At 35.2% G+C, this 21,920-nt stretch carries 18 protein-coding genes; 11 read left to right on the top strand and 7 right to left on the bottom strand.

All coding sequences use genetic code 11. The features are described from left to right. The 5 genes from ABD692_RS19850 (at position 1) to ABD692_RS19830 (ending at position 5,183) form a co-directional block, all read left to right on the top strand. Positions 1–885 carry a hypothetical protein gene (locus ABD692_RS19850; protein WP_344769774.1) on the top strand — a complete coding sequence of 295 codons (885 nt, stop codon included), beginning with the start codon at positions 1–3 and terminating at the stop codon, positions 883–885. A 1-nt stretch (position 886) separates the two neighbouring features. Continuing rightward, positions 887–1,612: a DUF4129 domain-containing protein gene (locus ABD692_RS19845; RefSeq protein WP_344769773.1), complete on the top strand. Its 726-nt coding sequence runs from the start codon at positions 887–889 to the stop codon at positions 1,610–1,612. Continuing rightward, positions 1,609–2,802 carry a DUF4350 domain-containing protein gene (locus ABD692_RS19840; protein ID WP_344769771.1) on the top strand — a complete coding sequence of 398 codons (1,194 nt, stop codon included), beginning with the start codon at positions 1,609–1,611 and terminating at the stop codon, positions 2,800–2,802. Before ABD692_RS19845 ends, ABD692_RS19840 begins: the two co-directional genes overlap by 4 nt. Further along, complete coding sequence (locus tag ABD692_RS19835) at positions 2,783–3,760, top strand: AAA family ATPase (protein ID WP_344769769.1); 978 nt, start codon at positions 2,783–2,785, stop codon at positions 3,758–3,760. Before ABD692_RS19840 ends, ABD692_RS19835 begins: the two co-directional genes overlap by 20 nt. A 76-nt stretch (positions 3,761–3,836) precedes the next feature. Continuing rightward, positions 3,837–5,183 carry a DUF58 domain-containing protein gene (locus tag ABD692_RS19830; RefSeq protein ID WP_344769767.1) on the top strand — a complete coding sequence of 449 codons (1,347 nt, stop codon included), beginning with the start codon at positions 3,837–3,839 and terminating at the stop codon, positions 5,181–5,183. A 43-nt stretch (positions 5,184–5,226) separates the two neighbouring features. On the opposite strand, the gene ABD692_RS19825 is transcribed toward ABD692_RS19830, so the two are convergent. Continuing rightward, positions 5,227–6,285 carry a nucleoid-associated protein gene (locus ABD692_RS19825; protein WP_344769765.1) on the bottom strand — a complete coding sequence of 353 codons (1,059 nt, stop codon included), beginning with the start codon at positions 6,283–6,285 and terminating at the stop codon, positions 5,227–5,229. A 214-nt stretch (positions 6,286–6,499) separates the two neighbouring features. Beyond that, the gene (locus ABD692_RS19820; protein ID WP_344769763.1) at positions 6,500–7,078 is read right to left on the bottom strand and encodes a TlpA family protein disulfide reductase; all 579 of its coding nucleotides are present in this window, start codon (positions 7,076–7,078) and stop codon (positions 6,500–6,502) included. A 73-nt stretch (positions 7,079–7,151) separates the two neighbouring features. Here ABD692_RS19820 and ABD692_RS19815 point away from each other — a divergent pair, with 73 nt between their 5' ends. Both ABD692_RS19815 and ABD692_RS19810 read left to right on the top strand, forming a co-directional pair. After that, on the top strand, positions 7,152–7,484 hold the full coding sequence (locus ABD692_RS19815; protein WP_344769761.1) for a hypothetical protein: 333 nt from the start codon (positions 7,152–7,154) through the stop codon (positions 7,482–7,484). A 122-nt stretch (positions 7,485–7,606) separates the two neighbouring features. Beyond that, positions 7,607–9,922 carry a TonB-dependent receptor gene (locus tag ABD692_RS19810; RefSeq protein ID WP_344769759.1) on the top strand — a complete coding sequence of 772 codons (2,316 nt, stop codon included), beginning with the start codon at positions 7,607–7,609 and terminating at the stop codon, positions 9,920–9,922. 300 nt (positions 9,923–10,222) lie between these two features. On the opposite strand, the gene ABD692_RS19805 is transcribed toward ABD692_RS19810, so the two are convergent. Both ABD692_RS19805 and pdhA read right to left on the bottom strand, forming a co-directional pair. Further along, a complete protein-coding gene (locus ABD692_RS19805) occupies positions 10,223–11,896 on the bottom strand; it encodes a pyruvate dehydrogenase complex dihydrolipoamide acetyltransferase (RefSeq protein ID WP_344769757.1) in 1,674 nt (557 codons plus the stop codon). A 31-nt stretch (positions 11,897–11,927) separates the two neighbouring features. Further along, complete coding sequence (pdhA, locus tag ABD692_RS19800; protein WP_316762891.1) at positions 11,928–12,923, bottom strand: pyruvate dehydrogenase (acetyl-transferring) E1 component subunit alpha; 996 nt, start codon at positions 12,921–12,923, stop codon at positions 11,928–11,930. Positions 12,924–13,686: 763 nt separating this feature from the next. Between pdhA and ABD692_RS19795 the strand changes: the two genes are divergently transcribed. From ABD692_RS19795 to ABD692_RS19785, 3 genes are all read left to right on the top strand, one after another. After that, positions 13,687–14,244 carry a C40 family peptidase gene (locus ABD692_RS19795; protein ID WP_316762894.1) on the top strand — a complete coding sequence of 186 codons (558 nt, stop codon included), beginning with the start codon at positions 13,687–13,689 and terminating at the stop codon, positions 14,242–14,244. A 94-nt stretch (positions 14,245–14,338) separates the two neighbouring features. Next, a complete protein-coding gene (locus tag ABD692_RS19790; protein WP_344769754.1) occupies positions 14,339–15,436 on the top strand; it encodes a CapA family protein in 1,098 nt (365 codons plus the stop codon). Positions 15,437–15,521: 85 nt separating this feature from the next. Next, the gene (locus ABD692_RS19785; protein WP_316762899.1) at positions 15,522–15,704 is read left to right on the top strand and encodes a hypothetical protein; all 183 of its coding nucleotides are present in this window, start codon (positions 15,522–15,524) and stop codon (positions 15,702–15,704) included. 461 nt (positions 15,705–16,165) lie between these two features. Here the strand turns inward: ABD692_RS19785 and ABD692_RS19780 are convergent, their stop codons facing one another. Beyond that, positions 16,166–16,351, bottom strand: a complete 186-nt coding sequence (locus tag ABD692_RS19780) for a hypothetical protein (RefSeq protein WP_316762905.1) — start codon at positions 16,349–16,351, stop codon at positions 16,166–16,168. A 122-nt stretch (positions 16,352–16,473) separates the two neighbouring features. After that, complete coding sequence (locus ABD692_RS19775) at positions 16,474–18,516, bottom strand: M13 family metallopeptidase (protein WP_344769751.1); 2,043 nt, start codon at positions 18,514–18,516, stop codon at positions 16,474–16,476. 90 nt (positions 18,517–18,606) lie between these two features. Here ABD692_RS19775 and ABD692_RS19770 point away from each other — a divergent pair, with 90 nt between their 5' ends. Then, positions 18,607–19,551 (top strand): SPFH domain-containing protein, encoded by a 945-nt coding sequence (locus tag ABD692_RS19770; RefSeq protein ID WP_316762913.1) that lies wholly within the window; start codon positions 18,607–18,609, stop codon positions 19,549–19,551. Between the two features lie 78 nt (positions 19,552–19,629). On the opposite strand, the gene ABD692_RS19765 is transcribed toward ABD692_RS19770, so the two are convergent. Beyond that, entirely contained in the window at positions 19,630–21,819 is a 2,190-nt protein-coding gene (locus ABD692_RS19765; RefSeq protein ID WP_344769747.1) for a carboxy terminal-processing peptidase, read from the bottom strand. Between the last annotated feature and the right edge of the window lie 101 nt (positions 21,820–21,920).

The raw sequence follows: 21,920 nt of genomic DNA, 5'->3' as shown, positions 1-21,920 counted from the left end.
ATGCTCTTAAAAATTGAATTTAAAAAAATCAGAGATTTTGGTCAAATTATAAATGATACCTTCACTTTTATTCGTCAGAATTTTAAGCCCTTGGTAAAAAATTATTTTATTTTTTGTGGGCTTTTTGTTTTAGGCGGGATGCTTTCTATGCTTTTACAGCAGTACAAGGCCGTTAACATGATTAATAATATAGGTTCTTCAGGCAAAAACCCTTTTGGGTTTGGCGGCATATATGGCTTAGAGTATTTTCTCGCCATTCTGTTTTCGTTTGCAGGTTATGCAAGTACAACCGTTTTCGCATTATCTTATATCGCCATTTATGTGCAAAAAGGAAATGAAACGCCAACTACTGATGAGGTTTGGGGTTATTTTAAACACTACTTTTTCAGGGTTTTTGGCAGTTCATTACTTTTAACATTATTACTTATCGTTGCCTTTTTGTTTTGTTTGGTGCCTGGTTTCTGGCTTTTTCCGTTTATTACGATAACCTTCCCCATTATGGTTATCGAAAACGGAAGTTTAGCTTATTCATTTAGCCGCAGTTTTAAAATTGTTAAAGATAATTTCTGGTTAACTTTTGGCACCTTATTCATCATCTGGATTATCGTATATGCGTGTATGTCGCTGGTGGTATTGCCAACAACAATATTTAGTATGATTGGCATATTTTCGCATAGCGGAAAACCTCAAATGTCGTTAGTATTTACAATGCTCAGTACGGTGCTTCAATACCTTTGTCAGGTTTGTACAATAATCCCGATTGTAACCATTACCTTATCTTATTTCAGTTTGGTAGAGCAGAAAGAAAGTGCGGGTTTAATGGAGCGTATTTCTAATTTTGGCACAACAGAAAAACCAGCTGATACAAGACCAGAAGAATATTAGGATGCCCAAATTTATCTTTAAATTATCTGTGGTATTTTGTTTGCTTTTTGCATCGTTAAATACCTATGCTCAAAATTTAAAGACTGCAGTAAAATACCCGATTAACATCGACAGCAGCAAAATAACGCCTGCCAAATTTAATAAAGCAGCAATAGAAGCTTATGCCGAGCAGCCAGCGTTTCAATACGATATTGCCCAAATAAAGGATTTATCTTTGTGGGATCGTTTTTGGATGTGGTTTTGGCAAATGATAGGCGATTTATTTCAAGGCGCAGCCTCAAACCCTTTATCCAAATATTTCTTTATTGGCTTGGGTGTAGCCATTCTGGTTTACATAATCATAAAAATAATAGGGGCAGATAACATCTTCAGCAAAAAATCAAAAGAGATTATGCTACCCTACGATATTTTGAATGAGAATATCCATGAGATCGATTACGAAACCGAAATTACAAAACTGATTGATCAAGGAAAATATCGCTTAGCGGTTCGGCTATTATATCTACGCACGTTAAAAAAGCTAACCGATGCAGAACTTATTCAATGGCAGCCAGAAAAAACCAATTACAACTATTTAACAGAAATCAGTAAACCCGAAATCAAAACGGAATTTAGTCAGTTAACTCATAAATTCGATTATATCTGGTATGGAGATTTCCCTATTGATGCGCAAACTTTTGAACCCATAAATCAATCTTTTAACCATTTTAATTCGCAAATTAAATGAGGGGATATAAGATTTATTTTGCCTTTGGAGTTATTATGATATTGATTTATCTGGTTGCTCAATTTAATAAACCCATTCCAACCGATTGGTCGGCATCTTACCTCAAAAAAGATAAAATTCCTTATGGAACATTTATTTTATACAACCGACTGAAAGATATAAGCCCAAAGGCAAGTGTTAAAAATTCTAATCTTCCGTTTTACAACACAGTAAAAGATAAAGGTTTTAAAAATAGTGCTTACTTAATTATTTCGCCAAAGGTTAACATTACCAAAACAGATTTCGAACAGTTAAAAAAATACATGTTCGAAGGGAATAGCGTTTTTATTGCGACTTATGATTTAGGCAAATACCTTCGGGATATTTTAAAACTCGATTTATCGGTGAAATTTTCTGGCGATGGCAGCTCGATTAATTTTACAAACCCCAACCTAAAAACCGTTGTAAATTATGGTTTTGATAAAGGTATAGGTAATCATTATTTCAATAAGATAGATAAAACCAAGGCAATCATTTTAGGTGTAAACTCGAACAGCGACCCAAATTTCGTCAAATATAATTACGGTAAGGGTTCGCTTTATTTAATTGCAGGCCCAGGTTTCTACAGTAATTTTAACCTACTGGATAAATATGGAGCAGAATACGCTGCAAAAACGCTAAGCTATGTGCAAAATTCGGAAACTATAATTTACGATGAATATTCGACTATTATAAAAACTGACGAAAAAGACATGCTCAGGGTTTTCTTTAAACATCCTGAACTGAAATATGCTTATTACCTTGGTATCTTCAGCTTATTGTTGTTTGTTTTTTACGACATTAAACGCAGGCAGCGAATTATTCCAATAGCCGATCCTTACACCAATGCATCTGTAGCTTTCGCCAACGTAGTTGGAAGTGTGTATTACCATGAAAGAAACAATCTGGATATTGCACATAAGAAGATAAACTATTTTATGGAGCATTTGCGCACGCGATACTACCTTAAAACCAATGAAATTGATAGCAATTTCGCAGAAAAACTAAGATTAAAAACAGGTATTAACGAGCCAATGGCTAAAAACATAACCAGGTATTTTATGCAAATACCTTTGGCAAATAGTTTTAGCGATGGCGAATTAATTAACCTAAACGATATTATAGAACAATTTTATAAAAATACTAAACCTAATGGAGCAGGAACAATTTAACCAACGCACGGATTTAAGTGCTTTGAATGAAGCCGTAACCCAAATCAGAAACATACTTGGTAATATCATCATCGGGCAAAAACAAGTAATCGACTTTTTAATAGTTGGCTTACTTGCCGATGGACATATTTTGATTGAAGGTGTACCTGGAGTGGCTAAAACTTTAAGTGCAAAATTATTGGCAAAATCAATCGATGCACAGTTTTCGAGGGTACAATTTACGCCCGATTTAATGCCATCTGATGTATTAGGAACACCGATTTTCAATACTAAAACTGGAGATTTCGAATTTAGAAAAGGGCCTATTTTTGGCAATATAATTTTGGTTGATGAAATTAACCGTGCACCAGCAAAAACGCAATCTGCCCTATTCGAAGTTATGGAAGAGCGTCAGGTTACTATTGATGGTACAACTTATCAAATGGATGAACCTTTTATGGTTTTAGCCACGCAAAACCCAATTGAGCAGGAAGGAACTTATCGTTTACCAGAAGCACAGTTAGATCGGTTTCTTTTTAAAATTGAAGTAAAATATCCATCTCTGGAAGAGGAAACAGAAATATTAACAGCCCAACACACCTTAATTAACAAAACGTTATTAAACGATGTTAAACCTGTACTTTCTGTTCAACAAATTCAATCGGCAAGAAGTATTATCCGTGGCTTATTTGTAGAGCCAAAACTGCTTGAGTTTATTGCCAAAATTGTAAACGAAACCAGAAATAACTCTTCCCTTTACTTAGGTGCTTCGCCAAGGGCTTCGCTTGCTATTGTTCACAGTGCAAAAGCTTTAGCAGCCATTCAAAACCGCGATTTCGTAACCCCAGATGATATTATTACCGTCGCAGTCCCTGTTTTAGCACACCGTATTATTTTATCGCCCGAAAAGGAAATGGAAGGATTAACAACTACAGATGTGGTAAACCAGATTATTAAAAGAATAGAAATTCCTAGATAAAACCGTTAACAATTTAAAACAAAACGTATCAAACCTGTCGTCCTGAGCCTATCGGATGATAAAGAACATTAAACAATTGAAAAAAATATTTCAGCAATATTATACCAACTTATTTTTAACCGACCGCTTATTTATGGCGCTGGCTTGTTGCGTTTTGCTTTTTATTTTGAAATTCTTTTTTAGCTGGCTAGGTGAAATTCCCGAAATAGCTACAGGAGTTATTTTTGTTTTATTAATATTGGATATTTTCATTCTTTACCGCAATAAAAGTGGCATCGAAGCGCAGCGGTTAACGGGAAAAAGATTAAGCAATGGCGATGAAAACCCGATACAAATTGAAATAAAAAACAAATATGGTTTTGGCGTTAAACTTCGGGTAATTGATGAAGTTCCTTTTCAATTTCAACTTCGCGATAAGGATTTTAGACTATCGCTAAAACCTGCCGATATTAAATCCATTCATTACAATTTAAGGCCAACAAAACGTGGCGAATATGATTTTGGTTTTATAAGAGTTTACACTGGATCTCCGTTAGGCCTCGTTAATAGAAGATATAATTTCGACGGCGCTAAAATCCTTCCCGTTTATCCTTCTTTCATTAATTTAGGTCAGTACGAATTAATGGCAATTTCTCGTAACCTTACCGAGTTTGGCATAAAAAAAATAAGAAAAATTGGTCAAAGCTCCGAGTTCGATCAAATTAAACATTATGTTGGTGGAGACGATATTCGTACCATAAACTGGAAAGCAACCGCACGAAAAGGCGACTTGATGGTAAATACCTATACCGATGAACGTTCGCAAAATGTTTATTGCATTGTCGATAAATCGCGTGTAATGCGCATGCCTTTCGAAGGATTAAGCTTGTTAGATTATGCCATTAATGCAAGTGTCGCATTGTCGAAAGTTGCCATGCTTAAACAGGATAAAGCAGGTTTAATTACCCTATCCGAAACAATAGGCTCGATTGTTCCTGCCGATCGGAAAGCATCTCAGCTTGGCCACATCATTCGGGTTTTATATAAAGAAAAAACACGCTACCTGGAAAGTAATATGGAGGCTTTATACAGCACCGTAAGAAATCTAATTAAACAAAGAAGTTTGGTTGTTTTTTTTACCAACTTCGAAAGTTTATCTGCGCTGCAAAGGCAAATCCCTTACTTAAAAAGGATTTCAAAATATCATTTGCTTGTTGTTGTATTTTTTGAAAACACAGAATTAAAAAGTCTTAGCACCGAACCGGCAAAAGATGTAGAAGGTATTTATCATAAAACCGTTGCCGAGAAATTTATTTACGAAAAGAAACTAATGGCACTCGAACTGAATAAATACGGTATAATTTCCATACTAACCTCACCACAAAAACTAACCATCAATGTGGTTAACCAATACCTGGCATTAAAGGCTCAACAGAAAATTTAAACCGAGTTATTAGCATAAAATCGGCAGTTCGCAAACAATTAAATTACTCTTCCTCTCTGAAATAAACCTTATAAAAATTCATCGATTTATCATCATCATAACCTTTTTCAATCATATCCTTATTGCCATGAATATAGATATGAAAATTCTTATCAAGCTTTAAAACACTTTTATAAGCACGTGCTTGTTTTTTTACTGCCGATTCTGCTATTTCAAAACTATCGGCAATCGGACTCTCAAATTCCTGTTCGTAATTTTTCTTATAATTTTTAAAAGATTCAATTCCTTCCGCATTGCCTATAACCTCGTTGGCAAATTCTTCAATATCAAAAGTTTCTTTCTCCTTAAAATATTTCATCGAACGGTTAAGCAAATCAATTTTATCCGCTTTGCTTATTTCATAGTCATCATCTAGTTTTTGGGTAACAAAATTCTTGTAAACACCCAAAACATTATTGGTTTGATTGTAGCTATCGTTTCTGATTTTTAGCTTTAAAAACTCATCCTTCCAGTAAACAGCGCTTTCATTACTACTCTTCGCCTGGTCTAAAACCACAACTTTGTAACCCTCTTCCCGATCTACATTAAAAATCAAACAACCCTTATCCAATTTATTAATGCTTATCGCCTCCTGCTCATAACTCACACCAAAACCATCCAATTCTGGGTACACTTTTAGATAAGTATCTTTAGTCTCCGACTTGAAAATACCAATAACATCCAACTGCTCCCCTTCAATCTGCACCTTTTCAAAATAAGCCACATACAATTCACCAGATTTAATTTTCGGGTGGTTAGCTACATCATATAGATATTTTGCTAATTGTTGAGAATCCTCGTGAAAAAGTTCATTATTCTCAAAAATCTCGTGTGCAAAATGGAAAACTTCGTTCAGCTGCAAGTTATCGTTAGGGTGGTAAAAACGATAGACTTCGTTAACTTTCTCAAATGGCTTTAAGAAATACTGCATAAGCAAATTACCCAATAATTCATCCTCAATTTTCAAAGGCTCATCAGATAGTTTATAATATTCTTCCAGTAATTTATTCCCAGTATGGTGTATAGAAAGTTGCTTTAACGAAGCTTCGAAAAATGAAATCATAGCGGCAAAAGTAACGAATAAATTAACTTTTTACCTTGTGTAGATTAACTTTATAAATCTATTTTTAGAAAAGCAATTGCAGTAATTCTTTGGTTTTAACAGCCCTGCTAACGCTACAAGCCCCGAGAAAAATCGGGGGCTTTTCGCTAATATCAGGTTTAGATTACCCAATCAGTGCTAATTTGTTAAATAAAACAAACGTCTGATATTATGCTTAAATCTTTAGTTTGTTCAAAAAATCAACAAACTTTTTACTTGAATAATTGGCAATGCCTTCATGCATAAAAGATATGCGGCCTTGTTTATCAAAAATTACAGTAGTTGGTAATGCACCAGAAAAAATCTGTTCAGGAATCTCACTTTCTACCTTATAAACTGGCATATCAAATTTTCTGTTCGTCATAAATTTACCCGATTTAACTAAATCTCCATCAGCATCAGCAAAAATGAAAATAACATTTGGGTCATCTTTAAAATGAGTATAAAGCTTATTTATTGATGGCATTTCAGCTATGCATGGTGGACACCACGTTGCCCAGAAATTTAAAAAAATCACTTTTCCTCTTAATTCACACAAATCAACTAATTCGCCTTTAACATTTTTAAATTTTATGCCCGATAGGTTACCAACTTCTATTTTTGTTGCCTTAACCTCCGGCGAATAAAACCCGATTTCCATTAATCCTTTTAAAAAGAATGCTTTTGCATCGGGTACAAAAACAATTAATAAAAGAACTGCAATAAATAAAGTATTGAATATGTTTTTTTTAATGAATTTCAGGCTAAATATCATTTTATCATCACTATAAAAGCAATGTTACCTTGCAAAGGTATATAATTGCATACTAATCGCTACTTTTGAAACATTGAAAAAGCACAGGCAAAATATTAACCGTTTATGTTCAGCATTAATGCTGATGGTTTTTGCAATTGCTTTAACACCCTGGAATCTATTACATCATCACCAACCCGTTCCAGTTATTACCAAAGAAGTTAATTGTAAACATTTAAGTCATGTTCAGGCACACGCCGATAATTGCTTAATTTGTAATGCAGGCTTCGAAAAAAACTACGTTCAAACACATCATCTTTATAAAATATATCTTTCAGCAAAAACATTTAGTCAGGTTAGTCCTGTTCTTAAAAGTTTTTATACTGAAATTAAGCGCACATCTTTACGCGGTCCTCCTTTAGCTTAATTTTTTCAGCTTAGAGCACTTTCTGTGCTAAATTAAATTTTATTTATTTATGAGATACTTGAGCATGGCAGCTATTTGTGCCTTGGCTTTTGTTATTTCTAGCTATTCAAAACACGCAAATCATGAAAAAATTACAGCTTATAGGCTTCGTAATTCTATATACATTATTAAGTACAACTGCTTTTGCAAATGTGCTTAAAGACATAAAAGGTAAGGTTATAGATGCTGGTAGCAAGCAAACCTTACCTGGCGCAACCATATTTATTCCCGATTTAAAAGTAACTGCCGTTACCAATGGCGATGGTGAATTTACTTTAAGCAATCTTCCATCAAAAGGAAGTTATTTAGTTGAAGTGCATTTTATTGGCTACAAAACAGCTACACAAGTTGTAAACTTTGCAACCGCAGCTGGCTTAGAATTCGCATTGCAATCTACCGCAATCGAAACTAAAGAAGTCGTAATTACGGGTAGTTTAATTAGTAGTACAAGCAAAAGAAACAGCGCTTCATCGGCAGTGGTTGGTAAAGACCAGCTTCTCCAACCATCAACAAATTTAATTGATGCACTAACTAAAATACCTGGTGTTTCGCAGATTACTACTGGACCATCGATTTCCAAGCCCGTGATTAGAGGTTTAGGGTATAACCGTATTGTAACTTTGGATGACGGTATAAAGCAACAAGGACAACAATGGGGTGATGAACACGGCATTGAAATTGATCAGTTTAAATCGGATAGAATTGAGGTTTTACGTGGAGCAGCATCGTTAATGTATGGATCTGATGCGCTAGGTGGTGTGATCAATTTATTAGAGCCAAGCTCTGCTCCAGAAGGACAAGTTAAAGGTGAATTTATTTCCAATTACTCTACAAATAATGGCCTTACTGCAAACTCACTAATGTTAAATGGTAACGAAAATGGTTTTGTATGGAGAGCTCGTGGAACTTACAAAAACGCTTATTCTTTTAAAACACCAACAGGTTATTTGCCAAATTCTGGTTTTAATGAAACCGATTTAAGCGGAATGGTTGGGTTAAATAAAAGCTGGGGTTATACGCACTTAAACGTATCGAGTTTCCGTAATAACATTGGCTTTTACGAACCAACTTTAGATGCAAATGGAAATTTTGTTAAAGAAGACGGAGAAGCGTTTATTACATCGGATTATAAAAACAGAGATTTAGATTATCCCCGCCAGGATATCAGACACTTTAAAATTGCTTTAAATAATAATTTTGTTTTAGGAAACGGCAATTTAAAGGCTGATTTCGGTTATCAGCAAAATCAACGTCGTGAATTAGAAGATGGACCAGAACCGTCATTATTTTTCGATCTTAAAACGTACAATGCCGATTTAAAATATTACATCCACGAAACCAACGGATGGCAACCTGTTTTTGGTATTAGTGCCGATGCAGGCAAAAGCCAGAACAAAGGAATTGAATATTTAATTCCTGATTATAATACATACGGAATTGGCGTTTTTGCCTTCGCAAAGAAAAACTGGGATAACAACACTTTTAGCATTGGTGCTCGTTACGATTATCGCAAGAACAATGGAAAGCAATTATTTATAGATGGCGATGAGTTATTTGCTCCATTTCAAAACAAATTTTCGAATGTGAGTGGTGCGTTAGGTTTTACACATCAGTTTAACGAAGAGTGGAATTTTAAAGCAAATGCAGGTTCTGCCTTCCGTGCGCCAAATCCAGCCGAATTAGCTTCGAATGGTGTACACGAGGGTACTTATCGTTACGAAATTGGAAACTCAAACCTAAGTCCTGAGCGTAGTTATCAGGTTGATGCTGCATTAGAATATGAGGGCAAAATTGTGAGTGCTAGCGCAAGTATTTACAACAATTATGTACATAACTTTATTTATGCTTCAAATAATGGCGAAACCATTACGGCAGAAGGCGATTTATATCCAGTTTACCGTTACGGACAGGTTAATGCAAATCTTTACGGAGCCGAAGCGAGTTTAACCATTCACCCTGTTTCGTTTATTCATTTCGAAAATACTTTTGGCTACGTTCATGCGCAAAACAGCACTTTAAACCGACCTTTAGCCTTTATTCCAGCAGCTACATTAAGAAACGAATTACGCTTTGAGCCAAAGTTAAAAGGCACTAATGATGCTTATTTATCGGTAGGTATTAATTCTGCCTTTAAGCAAACACGTGTTGATGATGTTTTTGAAACGCCAACAAGCGGTTATACTTTACTGAACGCAGGTATTGGTGCAACTTTTAATTTAGGCAAGCAACCAATTAAACTATCTGTTTCTGGAAACAACTTATTAAATCAGAAATATTATGACGCTTTAAGCAGGTTTAAACCTGGTCGTTTTGATTACGAAAACCCGAATTTGGGTGTTTACAATACTGGTAGAAATATCACCTTCGGTTTATATGTACCATTTACTTTGGTAAAATAAGCGAGGAAAATCGTCCCCCTTAATAATGAAAAGCTGGTAGTGAATAACTGCTGGCTTTTTTTGTTACTATTAATTTTCCCGCAGATCAAAATGATTCACAAATATTTTATTCAATCAGCAGCTAAAGTTAATATTTAAGCTTTCCAAATTCGATTTTCCCTGCGCGAATCAACTTAATCTTCGGGAGATTTTATTTAGGATAACTGTTAAACTAAAAAAGCCATTTCTTTTCAGAAATGGCTTAAATATTATTAAAAATCCTAAGTTTGGCTCAACGCAAGCCAGTTCAGGATAACTAGACTATGCTAATAATCTAATAGGCTCTTCTAATAAACCTTTTAACGTTTGTAAGAATTGTGCTCCAGTTGCACCATCAACAACGCGGTGATCGCAACCTAAGGTCAATTTCATAACGTTACCAGGTACAACAGCACCATTTTTAACCACAGGAACAGCTTGAATTGCACCAACAGATAAAATTGCACCATCAGGAGAGTTAATAATTGATGTAAACTCATCAATACCAAACATACCTAAGTTAGAAACGGTGAAAGTAGAACCTTCCCAATCTGCAGGCTGTAATTTTTTAGCTTTTGCTTTACCACCGAAATCTTTTACTTCAGCAGAGATGTGAGATAAAGATTTACCATCAGCAAAACGCACAACAGGTACTAATAAACCATCTTCAACAGCCATAGCAACGCCGATGTTAGTATGCTCATTGAACCGGATTTTATCGCCACCCCATGATGAGTTAACAGCTGGGTGTTTTTTCAATGCAACAGCAACCGCTTTTATTACTAAATCATTGAATGAAACTTTTACTGGAGCAACTGCATTGATTGCAGTACGAGCAGCCATTGCATTATCCATATCAATGCTTACAGTTAAGTAGAAATGTGGAGCAGTAAATAAACTTTCAGCCAAACGTTTTGCAATTACCTTACGCATTTGCGAAACTGGTTGTTCAGTAAATTTAACTTCACCAACAAATGTTGGGATAACTGGGGCGGCAGCTGGACTACCAGCGCTTTCAGCTTTAGGCTTTCCACTTTCTGCTTGCGCAGCAACTGGTTTAAAGTTTTCAATATCTTTTTTAATGATACGACCACCTTCTGCACTACCCGCAACTTGCGATAAATCGATCCCTTTATCTTTAGCTATTTTTTTAGCCAAAGGAGATGCTTTTACGCGGCTATCAGATGATGATGATGAGCTTTCTGCTACAGGAGCAGATGAACCTGCATCAGCAGTTGTAGCTTGCTTTTCTTCTTTCGGAGCCTCTTCTTTGCTTTCAGCTTTAGCCGCTGGAGCAGAGCCTCCCGCTAAAATACCACTAACATCAGTTCCTTCTGGACCAACAATAGCAATAATGCCGTTTACTTTAGCTGCCGAACCTTTTTCTACACCAATGTGTAATAAAGTTCCAGTTGCATAACCCATAACTTCCATAGTTGCCTTATCGGTTTCTACATCAGCTAAAACATCATCATCTTTAACTTTATCGCCAACTTTTTTATGCCACTCAGCAATAACGCCTTCAGTCATCGTATCGCTTAACAAAGGCATGCGTATAACCGTAACACCTTTTGCAGCTAATTCTTCTTCGCTTAAACCACCACCTTGTGCAGGTGCAGCTTCTTCTTTTTTATCTTCAGCCTTAGGCGCATCAGTGCTTTCAGCTTTTGGAGCTTCGGCACCTTTTTCAGCTTCTAATGCTGCTTTGTAATCTTCGCCTTCTTTACCAATAACGGCCATAATAGCATCAACTGGTACAGCTGTTCCTTCTTCTACACCTACGTATAAAAGAACGCCATCCCAGTAAGATTCCATATCCATTGTTGCTTTATCAGTTTCTACTTCTGCTAAAACATCGCCGCTTTTCACTTTATCGCCTACTTTTTTGTGCCACTTCGCCAAAACCCCTTCGGTCATGGTGTCGCTCATTTTGGGCATTTTAATTACATCAGCCATTATATCTAATTAATTGAAATCTTTTATAAAATTAGTCCATTACGTAAGGGTAGTTCTCAGTCTTATATACATCTTTATATAACTCCGATGCATCTGGCCAAGGAGACTCTTCTGCAAATTTTACAGCCTGATCTACAATTGCCTTAACTTTAGTTTCTACTTCTTCAATCCAAGCTTCATCAGCATACTTTTCTTTAAGAATAGTTTCTCTTGCATGCTCTACAGGATCTTTTGCTTTGTAATCTTCTAATTCTTCTTTAGTACGATATTTAGCTGGATCAGACATTGAGTGACCACGGTAACGGTAAGTTCTCATTTCTAAGAAAGTTGGTCCTTCACCTTTACGAGCACGTTGAATCGCTTCATCCATTGCATTATGTACCGCAACTGGGTCCATACCATCAACTGGCGCACATGGCATATCAAAACCTAAACCAATTTTATAAATATCAGTCATGTTGGTGGTACGTTGTACCGAAGTACCCATTGCGTAACCATTGTTTTCACAAACAAAAATTACTGGCAATTTCCACAACATAGCCATGTTAAAAGTTTCGTTTAATGCACCCTGGCGTACAGCGCCATCGCCCATATAACAAATATTAACATTATCTGTTCCTTTGTATTTTTCTGCAAAAGCAACACCAGCACCTAATGGAATCTGACCTCCAACGATTGCATGGCCACCATAAAAGTTATGTTCTTTGCTAAACATGTGCATCGAACCACCTTTACCTTTAGAGCAACCTGTAGCTTTACCATACATTTCAGCCATAATGCTATCAGCACTTACACCTAAAGCTAAAGCATGAGCGTGATCACGGTAAGTTGTAATCATCGAATCACCTTTTTGCATTGCAGATATAGCGCCTGCAACTACAGCTTCTTGTCCAATGTATAAATGACAAAAGCCACGTATTTTTTGTTGTCCGTATAACTGGCCAGTTTTCTCCTCGAATTTACGCATAAGCAACATCGATTCGAACCACTTTAACCAAGTATCTTTATTTATTTCTACTGCACTCATTTTATGGTATTTGTTTTTTTGCGACAGCAAATCTAATTTTTTTATTGTAATTTTTGGCACTTTTTAGTGTAAAAACATCATGTTATTTGGCCCGATATTATATTTAACACTTGTTTTACAATTAAATAAGTTAAATCCTACCTATTTCTGTCAAAACACCGATTTTATAGATTTCAAACTTCGCAAGTTATCGCATTATAGATTCAATTTATCGGGAAATTTAATTCTGTAAAACCACCTTTACTCCTAATTATAAATATTTAAAGAAAGGCAATTGCAGATGCTTTTCGGTTAACGCAGTCCCGCCATACGCATTATCTTTTTTGGTAATATTTCTGCAGAAATTTTAGTTACACAACAAAAAAGTATAATTGCTGTTGTCGAGCTTAGTTAAATTTGGCCTGGAGGTTGTAACTTAAAATTCCAAATTAGTTTTATAGAATTATTGCAATTGGCAAATAACACCATGCTATTTACGCAAACTTGAATCACCTTGAGCCTGTTTAATATCTTTTTATAATCCATTGTTTAACAACACGCTAGATGAGATTTTTCTGATGTTTTACAGGATTTCCTTTTCAAAAGAAAAATCGTTCAAAAACGAGCTGTTTTCAGCTCGACATCGTTAAAATGTTAATAACTTTCACTTTTTAACATCTAACATTTGGATAACATTTGTATAATTAATACTTTTGGCAGCCAACAATAAGCCCATGTGGTTTACGTTAATGTGTAAGTGAATACCCAAACATAACTGTATAACATGATTAAAAAATTTTTGTTTTCATCCCTAATCGCTATTTGCACGCTCTCTACCGCATTTGCGCAAACAAAAACAAAAGAAACAGGCAAAGAATTAACAGACCCTGACAATTTAGCATCACAGTATTTTTCTCAAGTTATGGGTGTTGCCGTTGATGCGACTTCTAACTTAAAACTATACAAGTTTGTTTACGAATGGATTGGAACCCCTTATAGTTTCGGTGGAAATACAAAAAAAGGGATAGATTGTTCGGCTTTTACTAAAGCGATTTACGATAAAGTTTTCAACACTACTATTAGAAGAAACTCAAGAGATATTTTTAGCATGGTTGATCCATTATCTAAAGAAGATTTAAAAGAGGGTGATTTGGTTTTCTTCAAGATAAAAAGCAGAAGCATTTCTCATATTGGTATTTACTTAGGCGATAATAGATTTGCACACGCATCTAGTTCTCGTGGTGTTGTAATTAGCAATTTAAATGAGCCTTATTACAGCCGTTATTTTTACAAGGGTGGCCGTATTTTAGAATCGTTTAAAAAAGATTTTACAGTTGAATAGAAAATTGAAAATCGTAGATTTACGATTATTGATTAAATAGATATAATCCTCCTGAAGAAATTTTGGAGGATTTTTTTATACCATATAGATTTAAATGAAATTTTTAAAAAGCATAATTTTATCCTCCATTGGAATAATCGTATTTATTAGTTGTACCAGCAACAGTGCACAGGTTAAAGTTGCTGTAGTAAAACAAGATACAATAATCAGGAAGCTGAAAGATACCATATCAATTACTGCCGTGGGCGATATTATGCTTGGATCGGCTTTTCCATCAAAAACAAACCTGCCACCAGATGATGCTGTAAATAGTTTTGAAGCTGTAGATAGCTTGCTAAAAGGCGATATCGTTTTTGGAAATTTAGAAGGTTGTTTTTTAAATTCTGGAAATTCTAATAAATGTAATGGCATTAACCCGAACAACTGTTATGCTTTCCGCATGCCCGAACGTTATGCAGGTATTTACAAAAAAGCTGGCTTTAACGTATTAAGTATTGCTAATAACCATGTAGGCGATTTTGATGCCAAAGGACGTAAAAATACAGCCAGAATTTTAGATTCCCTGCAAATTCATTATGCCGGACAACTTAATAAACCTTTCGAGATTTTTGAAAAAGATAGCGTGAAGTATGCATTTTGTGCATTTGCACCAAATGAAAATACGGTGTCGATTAACAAAATCGATAGTGCAAAGGCGCTTGTTGCCCGATTAAAAACGATGACAGATTTAGTAATTGTTTCTTTTCATGGCGGCGGCGAAGGAGCAAGATTTGAGCACGTAACACGTAAGAATGAGGTTTTTTACAAAGAAAATCGTGGCAACGTTTATGCTTTTGCGCACGCAGTTATAGATGCAGGGGCTGATGTAGTTTTAGGCCATGGGCCTCATGTAACCCGTGCAGTTGAAGTTTACAAGAATAAATTTATTGCTTATAGCCTGGGGAATTTTTGCACTTATGGAATGTTTAGCCTAAAAGGTAATAATGGAATTGCACCTTTACTTCAGCTTAAAGTAAACGGCAAAGGCGATTTTCTATCTGCAAACGTGGTTTCAATTAAGCAGGACAAAGTAAGTCGATTAACAGTTGATGATAGCTTTGCTGCTTTTAAAAGGATAAAACAACTCACAGATGAAGATTTTATTGGTCACCAGTTAAAATTCGAGAATAATAAAATTACTTTGAAAGATTAATCTTCTATTACATCTATTTTAATTTATTTCAGAATCTTTGGTTTTTAAATTCTAGTTAGCACAATTGAAGATAAAATTTTAACAAATGAAAAAGGGATTAATACTTCATTATATAATTGGTATTGCAGCAGCATTTTTGGTGTTAATGGCCGCTTACTACATTAACCAAAATCCGAAAAACTTATTATCGGCTGGAATTATTATAATAGCGGGCTGTTTAGTTGCTTTTAGCCAATTTCAAATTATTAAACACAAGAAAAAACAATAATGATTCTTATTATACTTCAATCTACCAAAGCTGAAAGCTTTAAAGATGGTTCTTATCTTGGGCTTGCTATCGGGGCTGTAGTAATCCTTTATATTTTATCGAGGAAATTTATAAAGCGGAAATAAATCCTTACACCTTTAAAACTTCAAAGATATCAAGTTTTAATAAAACAGCAATTTGAAGTCCCCGCTTTAAGGGAACATTTCTGATATCCCTTTCATTTCTAGATATGTATTTTGTGAGATATCCAACTGTTCAGCCATATACTCCTGGCTAAATTCGAGTTCTATACGCCTTAAACGTATTCTTTCGGTAATTAATTTGTAATGCGCTTCTTTCCCCATAATTAAATTTTAATTATTCTTGGGATGAGTGAATTGCAACAATAAGGGATAAATCAAATATGATAAATATTATTTAAAATATTCTTTTTACCAGCAGACAATTATTTATCTGAATAACTAAACTTCATCCTTAGTATTTTTCACCAAACCAATTCCTGAGAGAAAGAATAACAGACCTATTATTCCATAAACCATTAAGCCACGTGTTTGTTGGCTGTGATTGACAAACCCATAACCAGCATATATAAGGGCTATTACCCCTAAAATGGTTAATATGGTTCCGAAAGTGCGTTTTACATTCATAGGTTTTAAATTGATTATGTTAAGACAACTGATTTTAACTTTTGTTTTAATTGCACAAAAAAGCCTGGTTTCAATTGTTGAAACCAGGCTCAAATAACTTAAACAATTGATACTTCTTCAGATTACCAAACGCCCAATCGGTTTTCTGGTGCGATATACATTTTCGCTGTTGCAGGAACATTGAATGCTTTATAAAAAGCCTCCATGTTGTAAACTGGCCCATTAACACGAAACATTTCAGGACTATGTGGATCTGCTTTTAAACGCATACGCATACGCTCATCTCTATTCTTAATCCGCCATACTTGTGCAAAACTTAAAAAGAAGCGTTGGTCAGGTGTAAAACCATCAATTTTTTTATTTTCTTTTCCTTGTTCGGTCAGCTTAAAAGCATCAAAAGCGATATTTAAACCACCGATATCAGCCAAGTTTTCGCCTAAAGTTAATGCACCATTTACGTGCTGGTTATCAAGAAGCGCAAATTTGCTGTAAAACTGCTCTACCTTATCTGCTTTAGTTTTAAACTTAGCAGCGTCGTCTTTAGTCCACCATTCTTTTAAATTCCCAACAGCATCGTATTGACGACCTTGATCATCAAAACCATGAGTCATTTCATGTCCGATAACAGCACCGATTGCACCATAGTTAATGGCATCATCAGCATTGAAGGCGAAGAAAGGGAATTGCAAAATCCCCGCAGGAAACACAATTTCGTTATAGGCTGGATTGTAGTAAGCATTTACTGTTGGCGGAGTCATAAACCACTCGCTCTTATCTACAGCTTTACCCAACTTAGCCATCATTTCTTTATAGGCATTTTTTTGAGCTGATTGAAGATTTGCAAAAAAGGTATTTTTAGCGATCTCTACATCATCGTACTTTTTCCATTTATCAGTATAACCGATTTTTTTAACGAAAGCATTTAATTTTTCAAGTGCCCTTTTCTTTGTTTCAGCACTCATCCAATCTAAATTTTTAATGCGTTGCTCGTACACTTTCTGTAAGTTATTAACCAATTCAAGCATACGTTTTTTAGCCTCAGGTTTAAAATACTGCTCAGAATACAACTGGCCTAGCAAATCGCCAAGATTATTATCTGCGTTATTAACCATCGATTTCCAACGCTCAGTTTGAGATTGGCGACCTGAAAGTGTTTTATCGAAAAACTCAAATCTTGCATCTCTAAACTTTTGTGTTAGCGCATAAGCACTCTCATTTAATGCATCGAATTTTAGCTTTTCTTTCCAGATTGCGATTGGTTGTGTTTTTATAAGATTACCTAAAGCGACATAATATTTCGGCTGACGAACAATTATAGTATCTACACTAGCACCTAATTTGCTTAAAACGGACTTAAAATCGATATTAGGCACTTGCTTTTGGAAATCGCTGACAGAGAATTTATTGTAATTTTTTTGAGGGTCGCGTTGCTCTACAGGTGTAAAGTGCGATTGTGCTAAAGCCGTTTCGAGCTTTAGTATATCGCTAGCATATTTAGCTCCATTAACTGAATCGCCAGCAAGTGTAAAAATTTTAGAAATATACGCTTGATACTGACTTCTTATCTTTTTTGCCTTATCATCCTGATCCAGGTAATAACTTCTTTCAGGTAAATTAATCCCCGACTGAGAGAATACCAATGCATTTTTAGAACTTATTTTATCATCTGGCTCAACTGAAAATCCTAGTAAATCGCCTTCTGCATTTTTATAACCATCAGCAATAAAATTAATTAAATCCTTATCATTCTTAATTGCATCAATTTTCGACAATAAAGGCTTAATTGGTTCAATGCCCAATTTCTCGATGGTAACAGAATCCATTCCGCTGGTATAAAAATCGCCAACTTTTTGTTCTGCTGTTCCCTTTGCAGCATTTCCTTTAGCTGCATTTTCTAAAATACCTTTTAAATTTTTAAGGTTATCGTTATACAAAGTATAAAATGAACCCCAACCAGTTTCCGTTTTCGGAATTTCAGTGTTTTTTATCCATTTTCCATTTGCATAAAGGAAAAAATTATCACCTGGTTTTACAGTTGTATCCATTCCAGCTGTATCAAAAAACACAGTGCGTTGGTCTGCCTCAGTAACCTGATGGCTTTTATCATTCTGGCAAGCAGCTAAAAATAGTAAAGCTGCCGCTGGAAGAAATATACTTTTTTTCATATGGTTAAAATTAGTTAGTTAAGTAAAGCTACAAAAAGCAGGATGTAGTTTGTATGATTTTTTTTATAACTTCATCAAAAAAATCTAATTATGCAATACGCAATTTACATTCTAATTATCTTCGGGGTTATAATCCTTCTAAGTTCATTCGTAACTGTAAAACAAGGAACCATCGCTGTAATTACTGTTTTTGGAAAATATCAGCGACAGTTAAGACCAGGATTAAACTTTAAAATCCCGTTAATTGAGCAAATTTATTCACGCATTTCGATTCAGAATCGTTCTGTAGAATTATCTTTTCAGGCTGTTACACAAGATCAGGCAAACGTTTATTTCAAAGCGATGCTTTTGTACTCTGTTGTTAATCAGGATGAGGAAACCATTAAAAATGTTGCCTTTAAATTTGTTGATGCAACCAATTTAATGCAGGCCTTAATCAGAACTATTGAAGGTTCGATTCGTGCTTATGTTGCAACACAAAAGCAAGCTAATGTTTTGGCTCAGCGCAACGAAATTGTACTTCATGTTAAGGAACAAATCGATCAGGTTTTAGATGGATGGGGTTATCACTTACAGGATTTACAGTTAAACGACATTACCTTTGATGAAGAGATTATGCGCTCAATGAGCCGTGTGGTAGCTTCTAATAACTTAAAAGCAGCTGCTGAAAACGAAGGACAGGCTTTATTAATTACCAAAACAAAGGGTGCAGAAGCTGATGGTAATGCAATTAAGATTGCAGCTATGGCAGAACGCGAAGCGGCGCAACTTCGCGGTCAGGGTATTGCTTTGTTTAGAGAAGAGGTGGCAAAGGGTATGACTAATGCTGCGCACGAAATGCAACAAGCTAACTTAGATACATCGGTTATTCTTTTCACTATGTGGACAGAAGCAATTAAACAATTTGCAGAATATGGCGAAGGAAATATTATCTTTTTAGATGGTAGCACCGAAGGGATGAATAAAACGATGAAAGAAATGATGGCGATGCAAATGAACAGACAAAACGAACCAAATTCGCCATTGAATAAATAATTTCTATTCTAATCATTAAACATAAAAAAGCCGCTTAAGTTTACACTTAAGCGGCTTTACTTTTATATTATGCTCTGATTAGTTATTCTTTGGCATTAAACCAAGGTTCATAACGTAGTTGCCAGATTGCTGCATGAAATCGCCCATCACATGTAAAGATTCATCTTCAATAAAATCGAAAGCATCTTGTTTAGTTGCTTTATCGCCTTTTTTAATTGTAGGCAAGCCTCTTGCTGTTCTTAATTCGTTAACACGGGCTAAAGATTTAATTTCTTGTGCTTCGCGTTCTGCCTTAAGCTTAGCTTCATTCAGTGTAACCGATACTTCCGTATCACGTTTCTTCATTTCTGCAATATCTTCTTTCAGATATTTAAAATCCAAAGAATTAGCAATACGTTGTTCGCTGTTTTTAATCAGATTTGGTTTAACTGGTGTTAAATTCGCAACCATTTTAAAGTTCGAGCTTGGAATAACATCCCAAGGCAAAGCAGATGGTTCTGTATCTTCACCAATTTTATCCATTGGATATACCGATGGGAATACAACATCTGGTGTTACACCTTTATGCTGAGTACTACTTCCCGCTACTCTATAGAATTTAGCCATAGTTAGGTTAATCTGACCCAGGTTAATATCGGCAGCAGTTGTAGCTGATGGAGCTGTTCCAGTCGTTTTATTTTTAGTTACTATAGCAGCCATTCTTTGAAGCATACTTGGATTAACCAACTTATTTAAATCGATAGACGATTGAACCGTTCCTTTACCGTAAGTTTGGCTACCCATAATAATACCGCGGCCATAATCCTGAATTGCACCTGCAAAAATTTCAGAAGCTGAAGCACTTAAACGGTCAACCATTACGCCGAAAGGGCCATCCCAAGCCACGCCCGAATTTTCATCCTCATCAACTTCAATTTTATTACGTAAATCTTTAACCTGTACAACAGGACCTTTATCGATGAACAAACCTGTTAACGAAATAGCTTCAACCAAAGAACCACCACCGTTACCGCGTAAATCCATTATAATTCCATCAACTTTATCAAATGTTTTTAAGGAGTCGATTAGTTTTCTAACGTCGCGGGTTGTGCTTTTGTAGTTTTTATCGCCAGCGTTAGCAGCTTTAAAATCGGCATAGAAAGCAGGTAAAGTAATAATACCCATTTTGTATTCTTTACCGTTTTGATTTATGGTTTTAACTTTCTTTTTTGCAGAAGTTTCTTCCAAAACTATTTTATCGCGAACTAATGATATGATTAACGGTTTAGAGGACATTTCTTTGCCCGAAGGAATTACCTTTAAACGAACTTTCGTTCCTTTAGCGCCTTTTATTTTAGCTACAGTTGCATCTAATCTCCAGCCAACAACATCAACAAACTCGCCATCGCCTTGGGCTACAGCAATAATTCTATCACCAGGACTTAATTGCTTATCTTTAAAAGCTGGTCCGCCAGCAATAATTTCCGAAATTTTTACAACTTCGTTTTCCAATTGTAAACGAGCACCAATACCTTCGAAAGAGCGAGACATATCTTCGTTGAAAGCAACCGCATTTACTGGGTTAAAGTAATTTGTATGTGGATCAATTGATTCTGTAAATGCATCCATTAAAATTTGGAATACATCTTGATTATTTGTTTTAGCAGTTTGCGATTGAAGATTTTGATAGCGCTTCGTTAATGTTTCTACATTTTTACCTGCTGCTGTGCCCGCTAAATTCAGATTAATTAATTCGTACTTAACACGTTTTTTCCAGGTATCATTTAAAGCGGTAATAGAAGCTGCCCATGGCATTTTCTCTCTATCATAAGTGTAAGAATCAGTTTGATTAAAATCGTATTTGTTTTTAATTTGAGCTAAAGAGTAAGAGAAATATTCGTTTAGGCGTTTTGCGTAAACATTATAGATATAAAATGGAGCACTTAAATCGCCGTTTTTGAAATCATCATCCAAAGAATATCTGTATTTTTCAAATTCTTTAATATCAGATGCCAAAAAGTAATTTTTACCCTGATCTAAAGATTTGATATACTTATCGAGAATTAGTGAAGAAATGGAATCATTTATTTCCAGCTTCTTGTAATTGTAACTTTCTATTAAATTAACAACTTCTCTAATAACCAATTGCTGCTGTTCATCTGGTTTAACATTGGTAACACCATCAACAACAGGCTGTGTTTTAGGAGCCGCTTGGCAAGCTAATACTGCAGCGGTAAAAAGTACAAAAAATATTCTCTTCAACATCTCTTTAAATAATTTAAAATCCATTTCTAATTCTATATAGCCAATATGATACCATTTTCTCAAATAAACAAAAAAGAGACAGCTTTATTACCGTCTCTTTTTAAAACGTATCAAATCTAACTAAA

The sequence above is a fragment of the Pedobacter ginsengiterrae genome (assembly GCF_039537385.1).
GTDB lineage: Bacteria > Bacteroidota > Bacteroidia > Sphingobacteriales > Sphingobacteriaceae > Pedobacter > Pedobacter ginsengiterrae.
This window is presented reverse-complemented; position numbering and strand designations above follow the sequence as displayed.

Excerpts from the sequence above, each read along its gene's own strand:
- ABD692_RS19805 (WP_344769757.1), bottom strand. The coding sequence starts at position 11,896 with ATGGCTGATGTAATTAAAATGCCCAAAATGAGCGACACCATGACCGAA.
- ABD692_RS19810 (WP_344769759.1), top strand. The coding sequence starts at position 7,607 with ATGAAAAAATTACAGCTTATAGGCTTCGTAATTCTATATACATTATTA.
- ABD692_RS19850 (WP_344769774.1), top strand. The coding sequence starts at position 1 with ATGCTCTTAAAAATTGAATTTAAAAAAATCAGAGATTTTGGTCAAATT.
- ABD692_RS19765 (WP_344769747.1), bottom strand. The coding sequence starts at position 21,819 with ATGGATTTTAAATTATTTAAAGAGATGTTGAAGAGAATATTTTTTGTA.
- ABD692_RS19770 (WP_316762913.1), top strand. The coding sequence starts at position 18,607 with ATGCAATACGCAATTTACATTCTAATTATCTTCGGGGTTATAATCCTT.
- ABD692_RS19785 (WP_316762899.1), top strand. The coding sequence starts at position 15,522 with ATGAAAAAGGGATTAATACTTCATTATATAATTGGTATTGCAGCAGCA.
- ABD692_RS19820 (WP_344769763.1), bottom strand. The coding sequence starts at position 7,078 with ATGATATTTAGCCTGAAATTCATTAAAAAAAACATATTCAATACTTTA.
- ABD692_RS19790 (WP_344769754.1), top strand. The coding sequence starts at position 14,339 with ATGAAATTTTTAAAAAGCATAATTTTATCCTCCATTGGAATAATCGTA.
- ABD692_RS19775 (WP_344769751.1), bottom strand. The coding sequence starts at position 18,516 with ATGAAAAAAAGTATATTTCTTCCAGCGGCAGCTTTACTATTTTTAGCT.
- ABD692_RS19795 (WP_316762894.1), top strand. The coding sequence starts at position 13,687 with ATGATTAAAAAATTTTTGTTTTCATCCCTAATCGCTATTTGCACGCTC.
- ABD692_RS19835 (WP_344769769.1), top strand. The coding sequence starts at position 2,783 with ATGGAGCAGGAACAATTTAACCAACGCACGGATTTAAGTGCTTTGAAT.
- ABD692_RS19845 (WP_344769773.1), top strand. The coding sequence starts at position 887 with ATGCCCAAATTTATCTTTAAATTATCTGTGGTATTTTGTTTGCTTTTT.
- ABD692_RS19825 (WP_344769765.1), bottom strand. The coding sequence starts at position 6,285 with ATGATTTCATTTTTCGAAGCTTCGTTAAAGCAACTTTCTATACACCAT.
- ABD692_RS19840 (WP_344769771.1), top strand. The coding sequence starts at position 1,609 with ATGAGGGGATATAAGATTTATTTTGCCTTTGGAGTTATTATGATATTG.
- pdhA (WP_316762891.1), bottom strand. The coding sequence starts at position 12,923 with ATGAGTGCAGTAGAAATAAATAAAGATACTTGGTTAAAGTGGTTCGAA.
- ABD692_RS19780 (WP_316762905.1), bottom strand. The coding sequence starts at position 16,351 with ATGAATGTAAAACGCACTTTCGGAACCATATTAACCATTTTAGGGGTA.